Origin of the sequence: Sphingopyxis sp. USTB-05, assembly GCF_023822045.1 — a bacterium.
In the GTDB taxonomy this organism is placed as follows: domain Bacteria; phylum Pseudomonadota; class Alphaproteobacteria; order Sphingomonadales; family Sphingomonadaceae; genus Sphingopyxis.
In genome coordinates this window covers 2,020,095-2,037,833 of record NZ_CP084712.1, presented here as the reverse complement: position 1 = coordinate 2,037,833, position 17,739 = coordinate 2,020,095, and the positions used below count along the sequence as shown (strand labels likewise).

General features: G+C 63.7%; 18 protein-coding genes. 16 read left to right on the top strand and 2 right to left on the bottom strand.

Going from position 1 to position 17,739, the window contains the following annotated elements:
- The first annotated feature begins 125 nt into the window (after positions 1–125).
- The 5 genes from tkt to KEC45_RS09190 all read left to right on the top strand — a co-directional run bounded on the left by tkt (position 126) and on the right by KEC45_RS09190 (position 6,100).
- Positions 126–2,093, top strand: coding sequence for a transketolase (gene tkt, locus KEC45_RS09210; RefSeq protein WP_062180180.1), 1,968 nt, complete (start codon positions 126–128; stop codon positions 2,091–2,093).
- Between the two features lie 36 nt (positions 2,094–2,129).
- Positions 2,130–3,137, top strand: coding sequence for a type I glyceraldehyde-3-phosphate dehydrogenase (gene gap / locus KEC45_RS09205; RefSeq protein ID WP_062180183.1), 1,008 nt, complete (start codon positions 2,130–2,132; stop codon positions 3,135–3,137).
- A gap of 135 nt (positions 3,138–3,272) precedes the next feature.
- Positions 3,273–4,469, top strand: a complete 1,197-nt coding sequence (pgk, locus tag KEC45_RS09200) for a phosphoglycerate kinase (RefSeq protein WP_062180187.1) — start codon at positions 3,273–3,275, stop codon at positions 4,467–4,469.
- A gap of 100 nt (positions 4,470–4,569) precedes the next feature.
- On the top strand, positions 4,570–5,439 hold the full coding sequence (locus KEC45_RS09195; RefSeq protein WP_193749189.1) for a fructose bisphosphate aldolase: 870 nt from the start codon (positions 4,570–4,572) through the stop codon (positions 5,437–5,439).
- Positions 5,440–5,443: 4 nt separating this feature from the next.
- A complete protein-coding gene (locus tag KEC45_RS09190) occupies positions 5,444–6,100 on the top strand; it encodes an O-methyltransferase (protein ID WP_062180192.1) in 657 nt (218 codons plus the stop codon).
- Here the strand turns inward: KEC45_RS09190 and KEC45_RS09185 are convergent.
- Complete coding sequence (locus KEC45_RS09185; protein WP_252171948.1) at positions 6,097–6,495, bottom strand: hypothetical protein; 399 nt, start codon at positions 6,493–6,495, stop codon at positions 6,097–6,099. The two genes, KEC45_RS09190 and KEC45_RS09185, sit on opposite strands and share 4 nt — an antisense overlap.
- Positions 6,496–6,530: 35 nt before the next feature.
- Here KEC45_RS09185 and thiE point away from each other — a divergent pair, with 35 nt between their 5' ends.
- From thiE to KEC45_RS09165, 4 genes are all read left to right on the top strand, one after another.
- On the top strand, positions 6,531–7,169 hold the full coding sequence (gene thiE, locus KEC45_RS09180; RefSeq protein WP_062180195.1) for a thiamine phosphate synthase: 639 nt from the start codon (positions 6,531–6,533) through the stop codon (positions 7,167–7,169).
- Between the two features lie 320 nt (positions 7,170–7,489).
- Positions 7,490–9,448, top strand: a complete 1,959-nt coding sequence (locus KEC45_RS09175) for an OPT family oligopeptide transporter (protein ID WP_062180197.1) — start codon at positions 7,490–7,492, stop codon at positions 9,446–9,448.
- 108 nt (positions 9,449–9,556) lie between these two features.
- The gene (gene efp, locus KEC45_RS09170) at positions 9,557–10,120 is read left to right on the top strand and encodes an elongation factor P (RefSeq protein ID WP_062180198.1); all 564 of its coding nucleotides are present in this window, start codon (positions 9,557–9,559) and stop codon (positions 10,118–10,120) included.
- A 99-nt stretch (positions 10,121–10,219) separates the two neighbouring features.
- Positions 10,220–11,038, top strand: a complete 819-nt coding sequence (locus KEC45_RS09165) for an inositol monophosphatase family protein (RefSeq protein WP_062180199.1) — start codon at positions 10,220–10,222, stop codon at positions 11,036–11,038.
- Between the two features lie 114 nt (positions 11,039–11,152).
- On the opposite strand, the gene KEC45_RS09160 is transcribed toward KEC45_RS09165, so the two are convergent.
- On the bottom strand, positions 11,153–11,635 hold the full coding sequence (locus KEC45_RS09160) for a YbjN domain-containing protein (protein ID WP_062180200.1): 483 nt from the start codon (positions 11,633–11,635) through the stop codon (positions 11,153–11,155).
- 224 nt (positions 11,636–11,859) lie between these two features.
- Here KEC45_RS09160 and KEC45_RS09155 point away from each other — a divergent pair, with 224 nt between their 5' ends.
- From KEC45_RS09155 to KEC45_RS09125, 7 genes are all read left to right on the top strand, one after another.
- A complete protein-coding gene (locus KEC45_RS09155; RefSeq protein WP_062180201.1) occupies positions 11,860–12,234 on the top strand; it encodes an NADH-quinone oxidoreductase subunit A in 375 nt (124 codons plus the stop codon).
- Positions 12,235–12,293: 59 nt separating this feature from the next.
- On the top strand, positions 12,294–12,818 hold the full coding sequence (locus tag KEC45_RS09150) for an NADH-quinone oxidoreductase subunit B family protein (RefSeq protein WP_152682438.1): 525 nt from the start codon (positions 12,294–12,296) through the stop codon (positions 12,816–12,818).
- On the top strand, positions 12,818–13,720 hold the full coding sequence (locus tag KEC45_RS09145) for an NADH-quinone oxidoreductase subunit C (protein WP_062180202.1): 903 nt from the start codon (positions 12,818–12,820) through the stop codon (positions 13,718–13,720). The genes KEC45_RS09150 and KEC45_RS09145 overlap by 1 nt, the downstream gene beginning before the upstream one ends.
- 35 nt (positions 13,721–13,755) lie before the next feature.
- Positions 13,756–14,973 carry an NADH-quinone oxidoreductase subunit D gene (locus KEC45_RS09140; RefSeq protein WP_252172029.1) on the top strand — a complete coding sequence of 406 codons (1,218 nt, stop codon included), beginning with the start codon at positions 13,756–13,758 and terminating at the stop codon, positions 14,971–14,973.
- Positions 14,973–15,641 (top strand): NAD(P)H-dependent oxidoreductase subunit E, encoded by a 669-nt coding sequence (locus KEC45_RS09135; protein ID WP_062180204.1) that lies wholly within the window; start codon positions 14,973–14,975, stop codon positions 15,639–15,641. Before KEC45_RS09140 ends, KEC45_RS09135 begins: the two co-directional genes overlap by 1 nt.
- A gap of 106 nt (positions 15,642–15,747) precedes the next feature.
- On the top strand, positions 15,748–17,037 hold the full coding sequence (gene nuoF / locus KEC45_RS09130) for an NADH-quinone oxidoreductase subunit NuoF (protein ID WP_062180207.1): 1,290 nt from the start codon (positions 15,748–15,750) through the stop codon (positions 17,035–17,037).
- The gene (locus KEC45_RS09125) at positions 17,037–17,738 is read left to right on the top strand and encodes a hypothetical protein (protein WP_252171947.1); all 702 of its coding nucleotides are present in this window, start codon (positions 17,037–17,039) and stop codon (positions 17,736–17,738) included. The genes nuoF and KEC45_RS09125 overlap by 1 nt, the downstream gene beginning before the upstream one ends.
- Position 17,739: the final 1 nt, after the last annotated feature.

The following is a 17,739-nucleotide window of genomic DNA, read 5'->3' as shown; positions in this document are numbered from 1 at the left end:
TCCACACCGAAATGCGCCGGAATTTGTGCCGCATTCGTGCCGCGGGCGGTTGACTCCTGACCGTGCGACCGCAAAGGGCTGTCGCACCGAATCCGGTCACCTTCACATCCTTTCCCGGGGGACTCATGACACTGCCCGAACGTCAGCTCGCCAACGCGATCCGTGCGCTTGCGATGGACGCCGTACAGGCCGCAAACAGCGGCCATCCCGGGATGCCTATGGGCATGGCCGACGTCGCCACCGTCCTTTATTCGGATTATCTGAAGTTCGACCCCACCGATCCGAAATGGGCCGATCGCGACCGATTCGTCCTTTCGGCGGGTCATGGCTCGATGCTCGCCTATGCGACGCTCAATCTTGCGGGCTACGCGCGGCCGACCCTCGACGACATTCGCAATTTCCGCCAGCTGCACAGCCCGTGCGCGGGCCACCCCGAGAATTTCGAGCTTGAAGGCGTCGAGACGACGACCGGGCCGCTGGGCCAGGGGCTCGCGACCTCGGTCGGCATGGCAATCGCCGAACGGCATCTCAACGCCCTCTATGGCGACGACCTCGTCGATCATCGCACCTGGGTGATCGCTGGTGACGGCTGCCTGATGGAAGGCATTAATCACGAAGCAATCGGTCTGGCCGGACATCTTGGTCTTGGCCGCCTGACGGTGCTTTGGGACGATAACAAGATCACCATCGACGGATCGACCGACCTGTCGACGAGCGAGGATATCGCGGCGCGCTATGCGGCGACCGGCTGGCATGTCGAAAGCTGCGACGGGCACGACCCCGCCGATATCCGCCGTGCGATCGACGCCGCGCTTGCCGATCCGCGTCCGTCGCTGATCGCGTGCCGCACGATCATCGGTTTCGGCGCGCCGACCAAGCAGGGCACGTCGGCGACGCATGGCGCGCCGCTGGGCGCCGAAGAGATTGCCGCAGCGCGCAAGGAACTCGGCTGGACCGCCGAGCCGTTCGTCATTCCCGCCGATATCGCATCGGCCTGGGCGGCTTTTGGCGAGAAGGGCAAGGGGCTTCATAACGAATGGAGCGATCGCCTCGCAAATAACGAAAAGAAAAGCGAATTTGTAGATCGTCTAGCTGGCAAGATCGTTCCGGGCGACGCCTTCAAGGCCTATCTCGATGGCCTGGTCGCCGAACCGCCGAAGGTTGCGACGCGCAAGGCGTCTGAAAATACGCTCGGCGCGCTGACCGCCGATATCGCGGCGCTTGTGGGCGGCAGCGCCGATCTGACCGGTTCGAACAATACAAAAACTTCGTCGACCAAGCCACTGACGAAGAATGATTATTCGGGCCGCTATATCTATTACGGCATTCGCGAGTTCGGCATGGCGGCCGCGATGAACGGGATGGCGCTCCATGGCGGCATCATTCCCTATGGCGGCACGTTCCTGGTGTTTGCCGACTATTGCCGCGCCGCGATCCGCCTGTCGGCGCTCCAGCAGCAGCGCGTCGTCTATGTGATGACGCACGACAGCATCGGACTCGGCGAAGACGGCCCGACGCACCAGCCGATCGAGCATCTTCAGTCGCTGCGCGCGATGCCGAACCTGCTCGTCATGCGTCCCGCCGACGCGGTCGAGACCGCCGAATGCTGGGCGCTCGCGCTTGCGCAGGAAAGCCGCCCGTCGCTGCTCGCGCTGACGCGTCAGAACCTCCCGCCGCTCCGTCATGACGTCACCGAAAATCTTTGTGCAAAAGGCGGTTACCGCCTTCGCGCCGCCTCGGCCGCGCGCAAGGTTGTACTCGTCGCGACGGGCTCCGAAGTGTCGCTCGCGATCGAAGTCGCCGACAAGCTCGAAGCTGCCGGTCATGGCGCCGACGTCGTCTCGATGGTCTCGACCGAATTGTTCGACGAACAGAGCGCCGCCTATCAGGCCGATATCCTGCCCGACGATGCGCTGCTCGTGTCGATCGAGGCGGGCACGACCTTTGGGTGGGAACGCTACACCGGCCGCCGCGGCCTGCGTTTCGGCATCGACAGCTTTGGCGCTTCGGCTCCGATTGAAGACCTATTCAAGCATTTCGGCCTTACCGCCGACGCTATCACCCCCCAGATACTGGCAAAGCTCGGCAACTAAGGACCGGCTTATTCCACGCAGAAAGGACGTTTCGACATGGCAGTGAAGGTTGCAATCAACGGTTTCGGACGCATCGGCCGCAATGTGGCGCGCGCCATTCTGGAGCGCACCGACCACGATCTGGAGCTGGTGTCGATCAACGACCTGGGCGATGCCAAGGCGAATGCCCGGCTGCTCCGCCATGATTCGGTCCACGGCGCCTTCAACGGCACCGTCGAAGTCGATGGCAACGACCTGATCATCAACGGCAAGCGCATCCAGGTGACCGCCGAGCGCGACCCCGCCGCGCTCCCGCATGCCGCAAACGGCATCGACATCGTGATGGAATGCACCGGCTTCTTCACCAACAAGGCCGGCGGCCAGAAGCATCTCGACGCCGGTGCCAAGCGCGTGCTGATCTCTGCCCCCGCTAAGGAAGTCGACCTGACCGTCGTGTTCGGCGTCAATGACGACAAGATCACCGCCGACCATCTGATCATCTCGAACGCGTCGTGCACCACCAACTGCCTCGCGCCCTTTGCCAAGGTGCTGCACGAGGCGATCGGGATCGAGCGCGGTCTGATGACGACGATCCACGCCTATACCAACGACCAGAAGATCCTCGACCAGATCCACGACGATCCGCGCCGCGCCCGCGCCGCCGCGATGTCGATGATCCCGACCTCGACCGGTGCCGCGGTCGCCGTCGGTCTGGTTCTGCCCGAACTGAAGGGCAAGCTCGACGGTTCGTCGATCCGCGTTCCGACCCCGAATGTGTCGGTCGTCGACCTGACCTTCACGCCGCTGCGCGAAACCACCAAGGAAGAAGTCAACGCAGTGCTCAAGGCCGCGGCCGAAGGCGCGCTGAAGGGCGTGCTCGGCTATACCGAAGAGCCGCTGGTTTCGATCGACTTCAACCATAATGCGGCAAGCTCGACGATCGACAGCCTCGAAACCTCGGTGATCGACGGCAAGCTGGTGCGCGTGCTTAGCTGGTACGACAATGAATGGGGCTTCTCGAACCGCATGATCGACACCGCGGGCGTGATCGCCAAGTTCCTGTAATTTGCCTGAGCCCCTGCGAACGCAGGGGCCCATCTCCCGCCGATATGGTATCGGACGGAAGGGGATGGGGAAGGATGGCATAGGAGATGGGCCCCTGCCTTTGCGGGGGCACGCTCCGGGTACGGAGTGAAAAGAATGACCGCGTTCAAAACCCTCGACGATATCGGTGACGTCACCGGCAAGCGCGTGCTCGTACGCGTCGACCTCAACGTCCCGATGATCGATGGCGCGGTCAGCGATGCGACCCGGATCCAGGCCGCGATGCCGACGATCCGGGAACTGTCGGACAAGGGCGCGATCGTGCTGCTCCTCGCCCATTTCGGGCGACCCAAGGGCGCGAAGAACCCGACCCAATCGTTGAGCCTCGTCATGGGCGGCGTCGAGGATGTGCTTGGCCATTCGGTCATGTTCATCCCCGAAGCGGTCGGCGAAGGCGCCAAGGCCGGCATCGCGGTGCTCGCGGCGGGCGATGTCGCGGTACTCGAAAACACGCGCTTCTATCCCGGCGAAGAAAAGAATGATCCGGCCTTCGCCGACGCCTTGGCCGAGATTGGCGACCTGTACGTAAACGACGCTTTTTCGGCCGCCCACCGCGCGCATGGTTCGACCGAGGGCGTCGCGCGCCGTCTGCCCGCCTATGCGGGGCGCGCGATGGAGGCCGAGCTGAAGGCACTCGACGCCGCGCTCGGCAATCCGGCGCATCCGGTCGCCGCAGTCGTCGGCGGTGCGAAGGTGTCGAGCAAGATCGACGTGCTGCGCAACCTCGTCGGCAAGGTCGACCATCTGATCATCGGCGGCGGCATGGCGAACACCTTCCTCGCCGCACGCGGGGTCGATGTCGGCAAGTCGCTGTGCGAGCATGACCTGGTCGACACCGCCAATGCGATCTTCGACGCGGCCGATGCCGCGGGCTGCACGATCCATCTTCCCTATGACGTCGTGGTGTCGAAGGAATTCGCCCCGAACCCGCCGACGCGCACGGTCAATGTGCATGAAGTCGCGGCCGATGAAATGATCCTCGACGTCGGCCCCGCCGCGGTCGAGGCGCTGGCCGATGTGCTCAAGAACTGCCGCACGCTCGTCTGGAACGGTCCGCTCGGCGCGTTCGAGACGCCGCCGTTCGACACCGCGACCGTCGCGCTCGCCAAAACCGCAGCAGCGTTGACGCGCGAAGGTTCGCTGACCTCGGTCGCGGGCGGCGGCGATACCGTCGCGGCGCTCAACCATGCCGGCGTGGCCGGCGATTTCACCTTTGTTTCGACCGCTGGCGGCGCTTTCCTGGAATGGATGGAAGGCAAAGCGTTGCCGGGCGTCGACGCGCTGAAGGCCTAGACTTTCCCACCGCATTGCATCGCGCCCAAGGGCTCGCTATGCGCACCGCCACATACGTATGCAAACAACCGGAGATCTTATGACCACCGCCAATGCCGCCATGCTCGACCAGATCAAATCGGGGCAGGGCTTTATCGCCGCGCTCGACCAGAGCGGCGGTTCGACGCCCAAGGCATTGAAGGGCTATGGGATCGAAGCGGACGCTTTCTCGAACGATGAGGAAATGTTCGGCCTGATTCACGACATGCGCAGCCGCATCGTCACCGCACCCTGCTTCAATGGCGAGAAGGTGATCGGCGCGATCCTGTTCGAACGCACGATGGACGGCGAAGCGGGCGGCAAGCCAGTGCCCGCGCTATTGTGGGAGCGCGGCGTCGTTCCGTTCCTGAAGGTCGACAAGGGTCTGGAAGACGAGGCCGATGGCGTCCAGTTGATGAAGGCGAACCCCGGTCTCGACGATCTGTGCGAGCGTGCGGTTGCCAAGGGCGTGTTCGGCACCAAGATGCGCAGCGTCGTCAATCTTGCCAATCCCGCGGGTATCAAGGCGATCGTCGAACAACAGTTCGCCGAAGCGGCGCGCATCGCATCGCATGGGCTGGTTCCGATCATCGAACCCGAGGTGAACATCAAGAGCGCCGAGCGCGATGCCGCCGACCGCCTGCTGTTGAACGAACTGATCGCGGCGCTCGACGCCTGGACCGGCGCGCCGGTAATGCTGAAACTGTCGCTGCCGACCGAAGCCGGGCTGTTCCAGCCGCTGGTCGATCACCCCAAGGTGCTGCGCGTCGTCGCGTTGTCGGGTGGCTTTGCCCGCCCCGAAGCCTGCGTCGAACTGGCCAAGAACCCGGGCATCATCGCGAGCTTCAGCCGCGCCTTGCTCGAAGACCTGCGCCATCAGATGAGCGATGAGGAATTCAACGCATCGCTCGGCGGCGCGATCAAGGAAATTCACGCGGCCTCCGTGGCCTGAAGTGATGGGAGAGAGGTGGCAAGCCGTCGACGATTATATCGCCGACAAGTTGCTGGGCGCGGACGATGCGCTTGCCACCACCCTCGCGAACAATGAAAGACAAGGGCTGCCGCCGATCGACGTGTCGGCGGCGCAGGGCAAGATGCTGTTCCTGCTCGCGCAGATGGCCGGCGCAAAACGCATCCTCGAAGTCGGGACGCTTGGCGGCTATTCGACGATCTGGCTGGCGCGGGCGCTGCCCGAGGGCGGAACGCTGGTGACGCTGGAACTTGAGGCACATCACGCACGCGTAGCGCAGGAAAATCTTGAAAGCGCCGGATTGGCGGGCCGGGTGGACATCCGCGTCGGCCCGGCGGTGCAGAGCCTGGCGGCGATGACCGGTGAAGCGCCGTTCGACTTTGTTTTCATCGACGCCGACAAGCAGAGCAACGTCCGCTACGTCGACGAAGCGATCCGCCTGGGCCGCCCCGGCACGATGATCATTGTCGACAATGTCGTGCGCGAGGGCGGGGTGTTGGACGCGGACAGCGACGACGAGCGCATCGTCGGCACGCGCGCGCTGTTCGATATGCTGAGCGGCAATCCCCGCCTCGACGCGACCGCTATCCAGACGGTCGGCGCCAAGGGCTGGGACGGGTTCGTGCTGGCGCGGGTGCTTTAGAGCCCGCCCGCGAAGCGGAACGAGAAGCGATAGTCCGACGGTTTGATCGTCACATTGGTCATCTTTTCCGGCCGCACCGATTCGAGCGTGAATTGGCCGTCGGCAAGCTGCACCGGCTCGCCCAGCGTCGCTTCGAACGGCTGCTTTTCACCATTGCCGCGAATCCAGACCATCTTCACGCGCACGCGGCCTGCCCAGACGCAGCGCGCGTTCATCGGGCAACGGCTGTCCTCAACCACCTCGACCGGCTGGACAAGCGGCCCGTCGACATAGGCCTTTTGGCCAAGCGCGACGTCGCTGCCGTCGGGCAGCGGCGCGGCGCGCGTCGTGGCGCAGGCAGAGAGAGCGAGAGCGGCGGGGAGGGCGACGATCGCCATGCGGTATATGTTCTGCATTTGCCCGTCTGTGACGGCGCCGCTATGAACGCGCCATGAAAGCACCGACCTGCCAATTATACCTCATTTCGCCGCTCGACGTCGGTGGCGATTTTCCGGGCCAACTCACCGAAGCGCTGGGCGCCGGACCCGTTGCCGCCTTTCAGTTTCGCGTGAAGAATCTCGACCAGCATGACGCGGCGCGGCTTGCCGAACCGTTGCAGGAAATCTGCGCCGCCCATGACGTCGCGTTCATCGTGAATGACGATGTCGCGCTCGCGAAGCGGCTTGGCGCTGACGGGGTGCACCTGGGGCAGGGCGACGGCGATCCGAAGGAAGCGCGGCGGTTACTGGGACCGCAGGCGCAGATCGGCGTTACCTGTCATGCGAGCCGTCATCTGGCGATGGAAGCGGGCGAGGCGGGCGCCGATTATGTTGCCTTCGGTGCATTTTTTCCGACGACGACCAAGACGGTCGAGCATCACGCGGACCCCGAAATTCTCGAATGGTGGCAGGGAATGTTCGAATTGCCCTGCGTTGCGATCGGCGGGATTACGATAGAAAATGCGCCGACGCTGATCGAGGCCGGGGCTGACTTTCTTGCCGTTTCCGGCGGCATATGGGCCCATCCCGAAGGGCCGGGTGCGGCCGTGCGCGCTTTCGCGGCGCTTCTTCAGGATCAGCCCGCCGGGTAATTGCGCCCCGGCGTTTTAGGATCATCCCTGGGTGCAGGCGGCGCCGCCGCATCCTTGCGCCAGCCGAAAAGGCCGGCGCAAGGCGCCCCGCGCGATGAGGTTGCTGCGTTGCCGCGCGGGGGCGGCGGAGTAAGATCGGAAAGGTCGATACTCATCATGGACACCGATTTCGCATTGATGCCGCGCCGCATATTGGACCGATACGTCAAAAGGATGTCGGTTCGTCGCTTTTGGCGTTTCGGTCCAACGGACCTCGGTTCGTGGCTTTTTGCTTGCGCTGCGGGCGGTGCCCCGCAAGACAGCGCACGGGGAGAATTTTGATGACAGACACCACCACGCCGACCTCACGCGGGCGCGAACTGACGATCCGTGCGATTCTGCTCGGCGGTCTGCTGACGTTGGCTTTCACGGCGGCGAACGTCTATCTGGGCTTGAAGGTCGGGCTGACCTTTGCGACCTCGATCCCGGCAGCGGTGATTTCGATGGCGCTGCTGCGCTATATGGCCGGGTCGACGATCCTCGAGAATAATATCGTCCAGACGATCGCGAGCGCCGCAGGGACGCTGGCGGCGATCATCTTCGTGCTGCCGGGGCTGGTGATGGTCGGTTACTGGCAGGGTTTCCCGCTGCTCGAAACGACCGCAATCACGATGCTTGGCGGCATATTGGGCGTGCTTTTCTCCGTCCCGCTGCGTCGCGCTCTCGTTGTCGATTCGGATCTTCCCTATCCCGAGGGCCGCGCCGCCGCAGAGGTGCTGCAGGTCGGGGCCGCGAGCGCCGAGGGTGCCGAGGAAAATCGCGCCGGCCTTTCGGCATTGATGTGGAACAGCCTCGTCGCTGCGGGCTTTACGCTGCTCACCCAGATGAAGCTCGCCGGCGCCGAAGTCGCGCGCTGGTTCGCCGTCGGCAGCGGCGCGACGGGGATCGCGGGCGGACTTGCCTTTGCGTTGTTCGGCGTCGGTCACCTCGTCGGCCTGTCGGTCGGCATGGCGCAGCTTGTCGGCATGGTCACCGGCTGGTGGGTGCTGCTGCCGGCGCTCACGCAAGGCGGGACGGGCGATGCCGAGACGCTGGCGAATACGGTGTTTCGCGCCGATGTGCGTTTCTTTGGCGCCGGCGTGATCGCGGTCGCCGCGATCTGGACGCTGATCAAGATCGCGGGTCCGGTCATCGGCGGTATTCGCTCGGCAATGGCCGCAAGCCGCGCACGTCAGGGCGGCCAGGCGCTTGCGATCGAAGAACAGGATATGTCGATCAACTGGGTGTTCGGCGGCTCGCTGGCGCTGATGCTGCCGATCGGCTGGCTGTTGTGGACGGTGCTTGCCGGGGGGCCGCTCGCCGGGGCGTCGTTCGCGCTGATCGCCGGGGCGATCCTGTTCATCATCATCGTGGGACTGATGATCGCGTCGGTCACCGGTTATATGGCGGGCCTGATCGGCGCGTCGAACTCGCCGGTATCGGGGATCGGCATCCTCGCGATCATCGCCTCGTCGCTTCTGCTCCTCGGCCTGCCCGGCCGCGGCGGGGGCGAGGCGGAGATCGACGCGATGGTCGCCTATGCGCTGATCGTCACCGGCCTGGTCTTTGGCATCGCGACGATTTCGAACGACAATCTTCAGGACCTCAAGACCGGCCAGCTTGTCGGCGCGACGCCGTGGAAACAGCAGGTCGCGCTGATCATCGGTGTGATCTTCGGTTCGCTCGTCGTGCCGCCGGTGCTCAATGTGCTCAACGAAACGCTCGGCTTTGTCGGGGCGCCGGGCGCCGGGCCGAACGCGCTTGCGGCACCGCAGGCGGGGCTGATCTCGTCGCTGGCGCAGGGTGTGCTCGGCGGCGACCTCAACTGGACGATGCTGGGTTATGGCGTGCTCGCGGGCGTCGGTTTCATCATCGTGGACGCGCTGCTCGGCCGCGCGGGCAAGCTGCGGCTTCCTCCGTTGGCGATCGGCATCGGCATCTACCTGCCGATGGCGGTGATCCTGCCGGTGGTGATCGGTGCGGTGGGCGGCTGGTTCTATGACCGCTGGGCGGCGAAGCGCCCGAATGCCGGCTTCGCGCACCGCATGGGCGTGCTCACCGCGACGGGCATGATCGTCGGCGAAAGCCTGTTCGGCGTGCTCTATGCGGGCATCGTCGCGGGCAGCGGCAGCGATTCGCCTCTCGCAGTCGTCGGTGACGGTTATGCGCCTTACGCGCCGTGGGTCGGCCTGATCCTCTTCGTCGGCCTGGTGTGGCTCAGCTATCGGCGGACGCGCGCGATGGTCGTCGCGACGCCCTGACACACGGCTTGCCCTTCGGCGCTGTCGCGGCTAAAGGCGCGCACCTGATAGCTGTGCCCGGTGGGGCGCGGCTTTGCTCTTTCCATCCTTGTCTAGTGAGTGTGCGCGATGAAAATCACCGGCGTTGAAATCCGTCCCGGCAATATTATCGAATATGAAAAGGGGATCTGGAAGGTCACCAAGATCCAGCACACCCAGCCGGGCAAGGGCGGCGCCTATATGCAGGTCGAGGCCAAGAATCTGATCGACGGGCGCAAGCTCAACAACCGGTTCCGCAGCGCGGATACGGTGGAAAAGATCCGCCTCGACACCAAGGATTTCCAGTTCCTCTATGCCGAGGGCGACGATCTGGTGTTCATGGACAAGGATACGTTCGAACAGATCAACATCTCGAAGGATGTCGTCGGCGAAGCGCATGAATTCCTGCAGGACGGCATGGACGTCGTGCTCGAACTTTGGGAAGAGCGCCCGATCTCTGTCGAGCTGCCCGAAACGATCGAAGCGACGATCGTCGAGGCCGATGCGGTCGTGAAGGGCCAGACGGCTTCGTCGTCGTACAAGCCCGCGATCCTCGACAATGGCGTGCGCGTGATGGTGCCGCCGCATATCACGAGCGGAACGAAGATCGTCGTGCATGTGTACGACCGCGAATATGTCCGCCGCGCGGACTAAGTGAAGTCGCCCCCGCGAAGGCGGGGGCCGCTATCAGCTTGGCGCAACGCAGCCAGCGGCCTCCGCCTTCGCGGGGGCGACGCGTTGAAGGAAATAAATATGGCCGTATCCGGCATCATCACCGTCATGGAACGCGCCGCGCGCAAGGCCGGCACGAAACTGCGCCGCGACTTTGGCGAGATCGAGCATCTGCAGGTCTCGCAGAAGGGGCCCGCCGACTTCGTGTCGAAGGCCGATCAGGCAGCCGAGCGCACGCTTTATGACGAGCTGACCCACGCGCGTCCGGGCTGGGGCTTCAAGATGGAAGAGGCCGGCGAGATCGAGGGCGAATATGGCAAGCCGCGCTTCATCATCGATCCGCTCGACGGCACGTCGAACTTCCTCCACGCGATTCCGCATTTCGCGATTTCGATCGCGGTACAGGAACCGAAGCCCGGCGGCGGCTGGGGCGACGTCACGGCGGCGCTCGTCTATCAGCCCGTCACCGACGAAAGCTATTGGGCCGAACGCGGCCGCGGCGCCTGGCTGCACGACCGCCGCCTCCGCGTCGCATCGCGCCGCCACCTGAACGAATGCCTGATTTCGACCGGCATCCCTTATATGGGCCACGGCAATATGGCGCAGTGGAGCCGCATTTTCGGTGCAGTCGCCCCTGAAGTTGCCGGCATCCGCCGCTTCGGCGCGGCCAGCCTCGACCTCGCATGGGTCGCGGCGGGCCGTTACGACGGCTTCTGGGAAAGCGACCTGGAAGTCTGGGACGTCGCCGCGGGCATGTTGCTCGTGCGCGAAGCCGGCGGCTTCGTCAGCGATTTCCGCGGCGGCGACCGCGCGATCGAGCGCAGCGAATTCATTGCCGGCAGCGCCGCAGTGCATTCGAAGCTGCAGAAGCTTGTCGCGGGCGCGCTTCGCAACGCCTGATCGGCGTTTTCTCGTCCTCTCCTTCGTCATGCCGGACTTGATCCGGCATCCCGCTTTGTGACGTTAAGAAGCGGGACCCCGGATCAAGTCCGGGGTGACGAGTGATTGTTCAGATCACTTCTCGAAAACATACTCGCGGAAGCTGTCCATCAGCGACGCCCACGTGTTGAACGTCTCACCTACATTCTCGCGCGGTATGCCCGCGAAATCGAGGTCGACGTCCATTTCTAGCACCGGATCGCCCTCATCGTCCTTGTACGCGCGGGCGAAACGCTTGTCCTTGTTCCACTGGTTGAGCCGGTCGAGCGAGACGCCCTTCGCGTCGCTGAACCCCATATAATATTGCAGCGTCTTGCACTTTTTGCCTTCGTCGCAGTTCATGAACAGGACGAGGAATTTGAGGCCGTTGCGATTGCTCTCGAGATAGGGATCGTCGCCGGCCTTGCTGACCAGCGTCGCGGGCCAGCCTTGCGACTCGAGAATTGCCTTGATCGTCGCGGGATTCGTTGCGTTGATCAGTTCGGCGTGCGCCGGAGTCGCCGAAAAAAGCGCGGCGGCGCCCAAAGCCGTGATGGCGCGAACGGTGATTGGTCCCATGGATGCTCCCTTTGTCCAAGTTGCGCCTGAAAAGCGCGGCAGTGCGACCCTTTTCCGGTTGCGTATCACAGCGATAGGTCCGCTCGCCAGCGCACAATATGCTTTTGGTCACACAGGATACGAAAATCCTGCCCGCAGCGCTTGCGACACGCGGCATCGTGGCCTAAAGCGCCCCCGATAAACGGGTGCAAAGACACCCCAAAACAACTGAACTGCGAGCTCCCATGGTCGATCTGACGCAATATTTGCCGATTCTGATCTTTCTGGTCGTCGCCGTTGGCCTGTCCTCCGCCTTCGTGTTCTTACCGATGGGCGTCGCGCGGCTGACCGGGGCGCACAAGCCGGACCCGGCGAAACTGACCGAATATGAATGCGGCTTCCCGGCGTTCGAGGACGCGCGCAGCCAGTTCGACGTGCGCTTTTACCTCGTCGCTATTCTCTTCATCATCTTTGACCTCGAAGCGGCCTTCCTCTTTCCCTGGGCGGTCAGCCTGAAGGAAATCGGCTGGGCGGGTTGGGCCACGATGATGATTTTCCTCGCCGAACTCACGCTCGGCCTTGTGTACGCGTGGAAAAAAGGCGCGTTGGATTGGGAATGAGCACTTCCAGTATCATCATGCCCGGCCAGATGCCGGTCGCCCCGGGTGCGAACCCGGAAATGTTCCCGGTGGCGCCGGGGACCAGCCCCGACGCGGGCTTTTTCGACGACCTCAACAGCGAAGTCGGCGACAAGGGCTTTCTCGTCACCTCGACCGAGGATCTGTTCAACTGGGCGCGCACCGGCTCGCTATGGTGGATGACCTTTGGCCTCGCTTGCTGCGCGGTCGAGATGATTCATGTCAACATGCCGCGATATGACATGGAGCGTTTCGGCGCCGCGCCGCGCGCATCGCCGCGTCAGTCCGACGTGATGATCGTGGCGGGCACGCTCTGCAACAAGATGGCGCCTGCGCTGCGCCGGGTTTACGACCAGATGTCGAACCCGAAATATGTCATCTCGATGGGCAGCTGCGCCAATGGCGGCGGCTATTATCACTACAGCTATTCGGTGGTGCGCGGTTGCGACCGCATCGTGCCCGTGGACATCTATGTCCCCGGCTGCCCGCCGACCGCCGAAGCCCTGCTTTACGGCGTGATGCAGTTGCAGCGGAAGATCCGCCGCACCGGGACGATCGAACGCTGATGGCCCATCCTGCTCCCCTCGTGGCGCCGCAGCCGGCGCTGGCCGACGCGCTGAAAAAACTGCTCGGTGCCGATTTGCTCGCGCATGTCTTCACCGTTGACGAGGACAGCATCACTGTGACGCGCGAAGCCGTCGCCGGGGTGATGGTCGAACTGCGCGACAAGCTTGAATATCAGCAGCTGATGGAAATCGCCGGGGTCGATTATCCCGACCGCGCCGAGCGGTTCGAGGTCGTCTATCACCTGCTCAGCGTCACGAAGAACCACCGTTTGCGCGTCCGCGTGTCGACCGACGAGGCTACTCCGGTGCCGACGATCGTGCCCGTGTGGCCGAATGCAGGCTGGCTCGAGCGCGAAGTGTTCGACATGTACGGCGTGCTGTTCGCGGGCAATCCCGACCTGCGCCGTATCCTGACCGACTATGGTTTCCAGGGGCATCCGCAGCGCAAGGATTTTCCGCTGACCGGCTATATCGAGCTGCGGTACAGCGAAGAAGACAAGCGCGTCGTGTACGAGCCGGTGAAGCTGGCGCAGGATTTCCGCAATTTCGACTTCCTGTCCCCATGGGAAGGCGCCGACTATGTGCTGCCCGGCGATGAAAAGGCCGGCGGCACGGGCGAAGCGCCGGGCAAGGGCGCGCCGACTCCGCTGACCGCGGCTGAAGTCAAAAAGGCCGACGACGCGGCAAAGGCGCCGCCGCCGCCGACCCCGAAGACCACTGAAAAGCCCGAGCAGACCGGGGCAGGGGCGAAGACCAACATCAAGGCCGCGAAGACGAGCCGCGACGGCGCCAGCGCGAAGCCGGCGACCAAGGCCGCCAAAACGCCGGCGACCGCGAAGGCGGAAAAGGCTCCGGCCAAGCCGCGCGCGCCGCGCAAGCCCAAAACAGGAGGTGACGCATGACCGACTCTCCTCAGGTCAAGCACCACGGCAGCGACATGTTCGAAGGCTATCCGGTCGACACCGCCGATACCGCAGGCGATCAGGCCGTTACCAATTACACGATCAACTTCGGCCCGCAGCATCCCGCGGCGCACGGCGTTTTGCGCATGGTGATGGAACTCGACGGCGAAATCATCGAGCGCGTCGACCCGCATGTCGGTTTGCTTCATCGCGGCACCGAAAAGCTGATCGAATATAAGACCTATTTGCAGGCGCTGCCCTATTTCGACCGGCTCGACTATTGCTCGCCGCTCGGCATGGAGCACTCATATGTGCTCGCGATCGAAAAGCTGCTCGACCTCGAAGTTCCGGCGCGCGCGCAATATCTGCGCACGCTGTTCGCCGAGCTGACGCGCATCTGCAATCATATGCTCAACATCGGGTCGCACGTCATGGACGTCGGCGCGATGACCCCGAACCTGTGGGTGTTCGAGCTGCGCGAGGATTGCCTGAACTTCTTTGAACGTGCCTCGGGCGCGCGCATGCACTCGGCTTATTTCCGTCCGGGCGGCGTCCATCAGGACGTGCCCGAACGCCTGCTCTACGACATCGGCGAATGGGTCGAAAAGCGTCTGCCGAAGCTGTTTGGCGACGCGATGAGCCTAGTCATCGACAACCGCATCTTCAAACAGCGCAACGTCGACATTGCGACGGTGAGCAAGGAAGATGCGCTGGCGTGGGGCTTCTCCGGCCCGATGATCCGCGGCAGCGGCATCGCGTGGGATTTGCGCAAGTCGCAGCCTTATGACGCCTATGCGGCGATGGAATTCGACATTCCCGTCGGCACGCGCGGCGATTGCTACGATCGCTTCATGGTGCGCGTCGAGGAAGTCTATCAGTCGGCAAAGATCATCAAGCAGTGCCTGCGCGACATGCCCACGGGGCCGATCGCCAGCCTGAACCGCAAGGTCGTGCCGCCGAAGCGCGGCGAGATGAAGCAGTCGATGGAATCGCTGATCCATCACTTCAAGCTCTACACCGAGGGCTTCCACGTCCCGGCGGGCGAAGTCTATGTGGCGACCGAAAGCCCCAAGGGCGAATTCGGCGTCTATCTGGTCAGCGACGGCACCAACAAGCCGTATCGCTGCAAGATTCGTCCGACGGCGTTCAGCCACCTGCAGGCGATGGACATGATGTCGAAAGGCCACATGCTCGCCGATACCACCGCAATTATCGGCGCCATTGACGTCGTTTTCGGAGAGTGTGACCGCTAATGGCCGACGCACCGCAAATTCCAGATGAAGCTGAAACCCGCGCGCGCTGGGGCGCTTTTGCGTGGACGAAGGAAAATGCCGAGAAGGCGAAGCAGGTCATCGCGCGCTATCCCGCGGGGCGTCAGCGCTCGGCGGTGATGCCGCTGCTCGACCTCGCGCAGCGACAGGTCGGTGCAGAGACGCAGACGCAGGGCTGGCTGCCCGTGCCGGTGATCGAATATGTCGCCGCCGCGCTCGATATGCCCTTCATCCGCGCCTATGAGGTCGCGACCTTCTACACCATGTATAATCTCGTCCCCGTCGGCCGCTATCATGTGCAGGTTTGCGGCACGACGCCGTGCCTGCTGCGCGGGTCGGACGATGTGATGGCCGCGTGCAAGAATCGCGGCATGGTGAAGGGCAAGACGACGCCCGACGGCCTGTTCACGCTGACCGAGGTCGAGTGCATGGGCACCTGCACCAACGCGCCGATGGTCCAGATCAACGACGATAATTACGAAGATCTCGATTACGACAGCACGGTCCGCCTGCTCGACGATCTGGCCGCGGGCAAGTCGCCCAAGGCGGGAACGCAGAATCCGAAGCGTCACACGAGCGAGCCCGAAGGCGGCCCGACGACGCTGAAGGAAATGGTCAAGGCCAACCATGACTATCGGAAGGACTGGTAATGGCGGTCTGGATCGCACTGGGCGCCGTCTTCATGGGGATCGCCACCATGTTTATCTCCATTTATGCCGCGCGTAAGGCCGGCAAAGGGAAGGGTGAGTAGACGCCATGCTTGCCGACAAGGATCGCATCTTCACCAATCTCTACGGCTTCCAGCCGTGGAACCTCAAATCCGCGCAAGCGCGTGGCGATTGGGATAATACCAAGGATCTGATGAAGCGCGGCCAGGACGCGATCATCGAAGAGATCAAGGCGTCGGGCCTGCGCGGCCGCGGCGGCGCGGGCTTCCCAACGGGGCTCAAATGGTCCTTCATGCCGAAGGAACCGCGCGCCGACCGCCCGAGCTTCCTCGTCATCAACGCCGACGAATCCGAACCGGGTTCGTGCAAGGACCGCGAAATCATCCGCCACGATCCGCACAAGCTGATCGAAGGCGCGCTGATCGCGGGCTTCGCGATGCGCGCGCGCGCTGCGTATATCTATATTCGCGGCGAATTCATCCGCGAGGCCGAGACGTTGTTCGCGGCGGTGCAGGAGGCGTATGACGCCGGCCTGCTCGGCAAGAACGCCGCGAAATCGGGCTATGACTTCGACGTCTTCGTCCACCGCGGCGCCGGCGCGTATATCTGCGGCGAAGAAACCGCGATGATCGAAAGCCTCGAAGGCAAAAAGGGCCAGCCCCGCCTGAAACCGCCGTTCCCGGCGGGTGCGGGCCTCTATGGCTGCCCGACGACGGTGAACAATGTCGAGAGCATCGCGGTCGTCCCGACGATCCTCCGCCGCGGCGCGCCGTGGTTCGCGAGCTTCGGGCGCGAGAATAACAAGGGCACCAAGCTCTTCCAGATCTCGGGCCATGTCGAGCGCCCGTGCGTCGTCGAGGAAGAGATGGGCATCACCTTCCGCGAACTGATCGACAAGCATTGCGGCGGCATCCGTGGTGGCTGGGATAATCTGCTTGCGGTGATCCCCGGCGGTTCGTCGGTTCCGCTCGTCCCCGCGGCCGAGATCATGGACGCGCCGATGGACTTCGACGGGCTGAAAGCCGTCGGATCGGGCCTCGGCACCGCCGCCGCGATCGTGATGGACAAGTCGACTGACGTCGTTCAGGCGATCAGCCGCATCAGCTATTTCTACAAGCATGAAAGCTGCGGCCAGTGCACGCCCTGCCGCGAAGGCACCGGCTGGATGTGGCGCGTGATGGAGCGGCTGCGCACCGGCGACGCCGACATCAGCGAGATCGATACGCTGTACGACGTCACCAAGCAGGTCGAAGGCCACACCATCTGCGCGCTCGGCGATGCCGCGGCGTGGCCGATCCAGGGCCTGATCAAGCACTTCCGCCCCGAAATCGAACGCCGCATCCGCGAGAATGGCGGCGCGCTGGAGGCAGCCGAATAATGCGCCGATCGGCCATTCTGTTTGCTGTTCTGTCGGGCGCGCTCCTGCTTGCCCCGGCGACGCATGCGCAACGGGTCGGCAGCCGTCTCGGGCCTGCGCCTGCGCAGATTCCGGAAGGGCCGGGCGCCAGCAAGGAAGATGGCGCGCGCGTCGCGATGTACCGCTATGCTGAGTGCGCCGTGGACAATTCGCGGACGCGCGTCGAACTCTATCTCGACACCTTTCCGGGATCGAAGGCTGCCCACAAGGCGGCAAGCAGCCTCTCAACCGACGAGTGTCTTTCGTCCGGACAAATGACCTTCAATGAATCACTGTTCCGTAGCGGCGTCTATGACGTTTTGTACCTGAAGAAATTCCGGAAGGATGGTCCTGTCGATTTCGCAGCGGTTCCTGCCATCGATTATGCAGCGGGCAGCGATGCCGAAGCCTATGGCGATCCGCAGCCGCGCGTCGCGCTTCGGCAGATAGCCGATTGCACGGTTCGCAAGGCGCCGCAGGAGTCGCGGAAGCTCATTCTGAGCATGGTGGCGAGCAATGCTGAAGGCGCGGCCTTTGCCCAGATCGTTCCGACGGTCGGTGGCTGCGTATTGGAAGGATTCAAATTGACCTTTTCCAAATCCGTCCTTCGCGGCGTGATCGGAGAAGCGCTTTATCGGCTATCGGTCGGCGAGAGCCAGCCGACGGTGGCAGCTAAGGACTGAA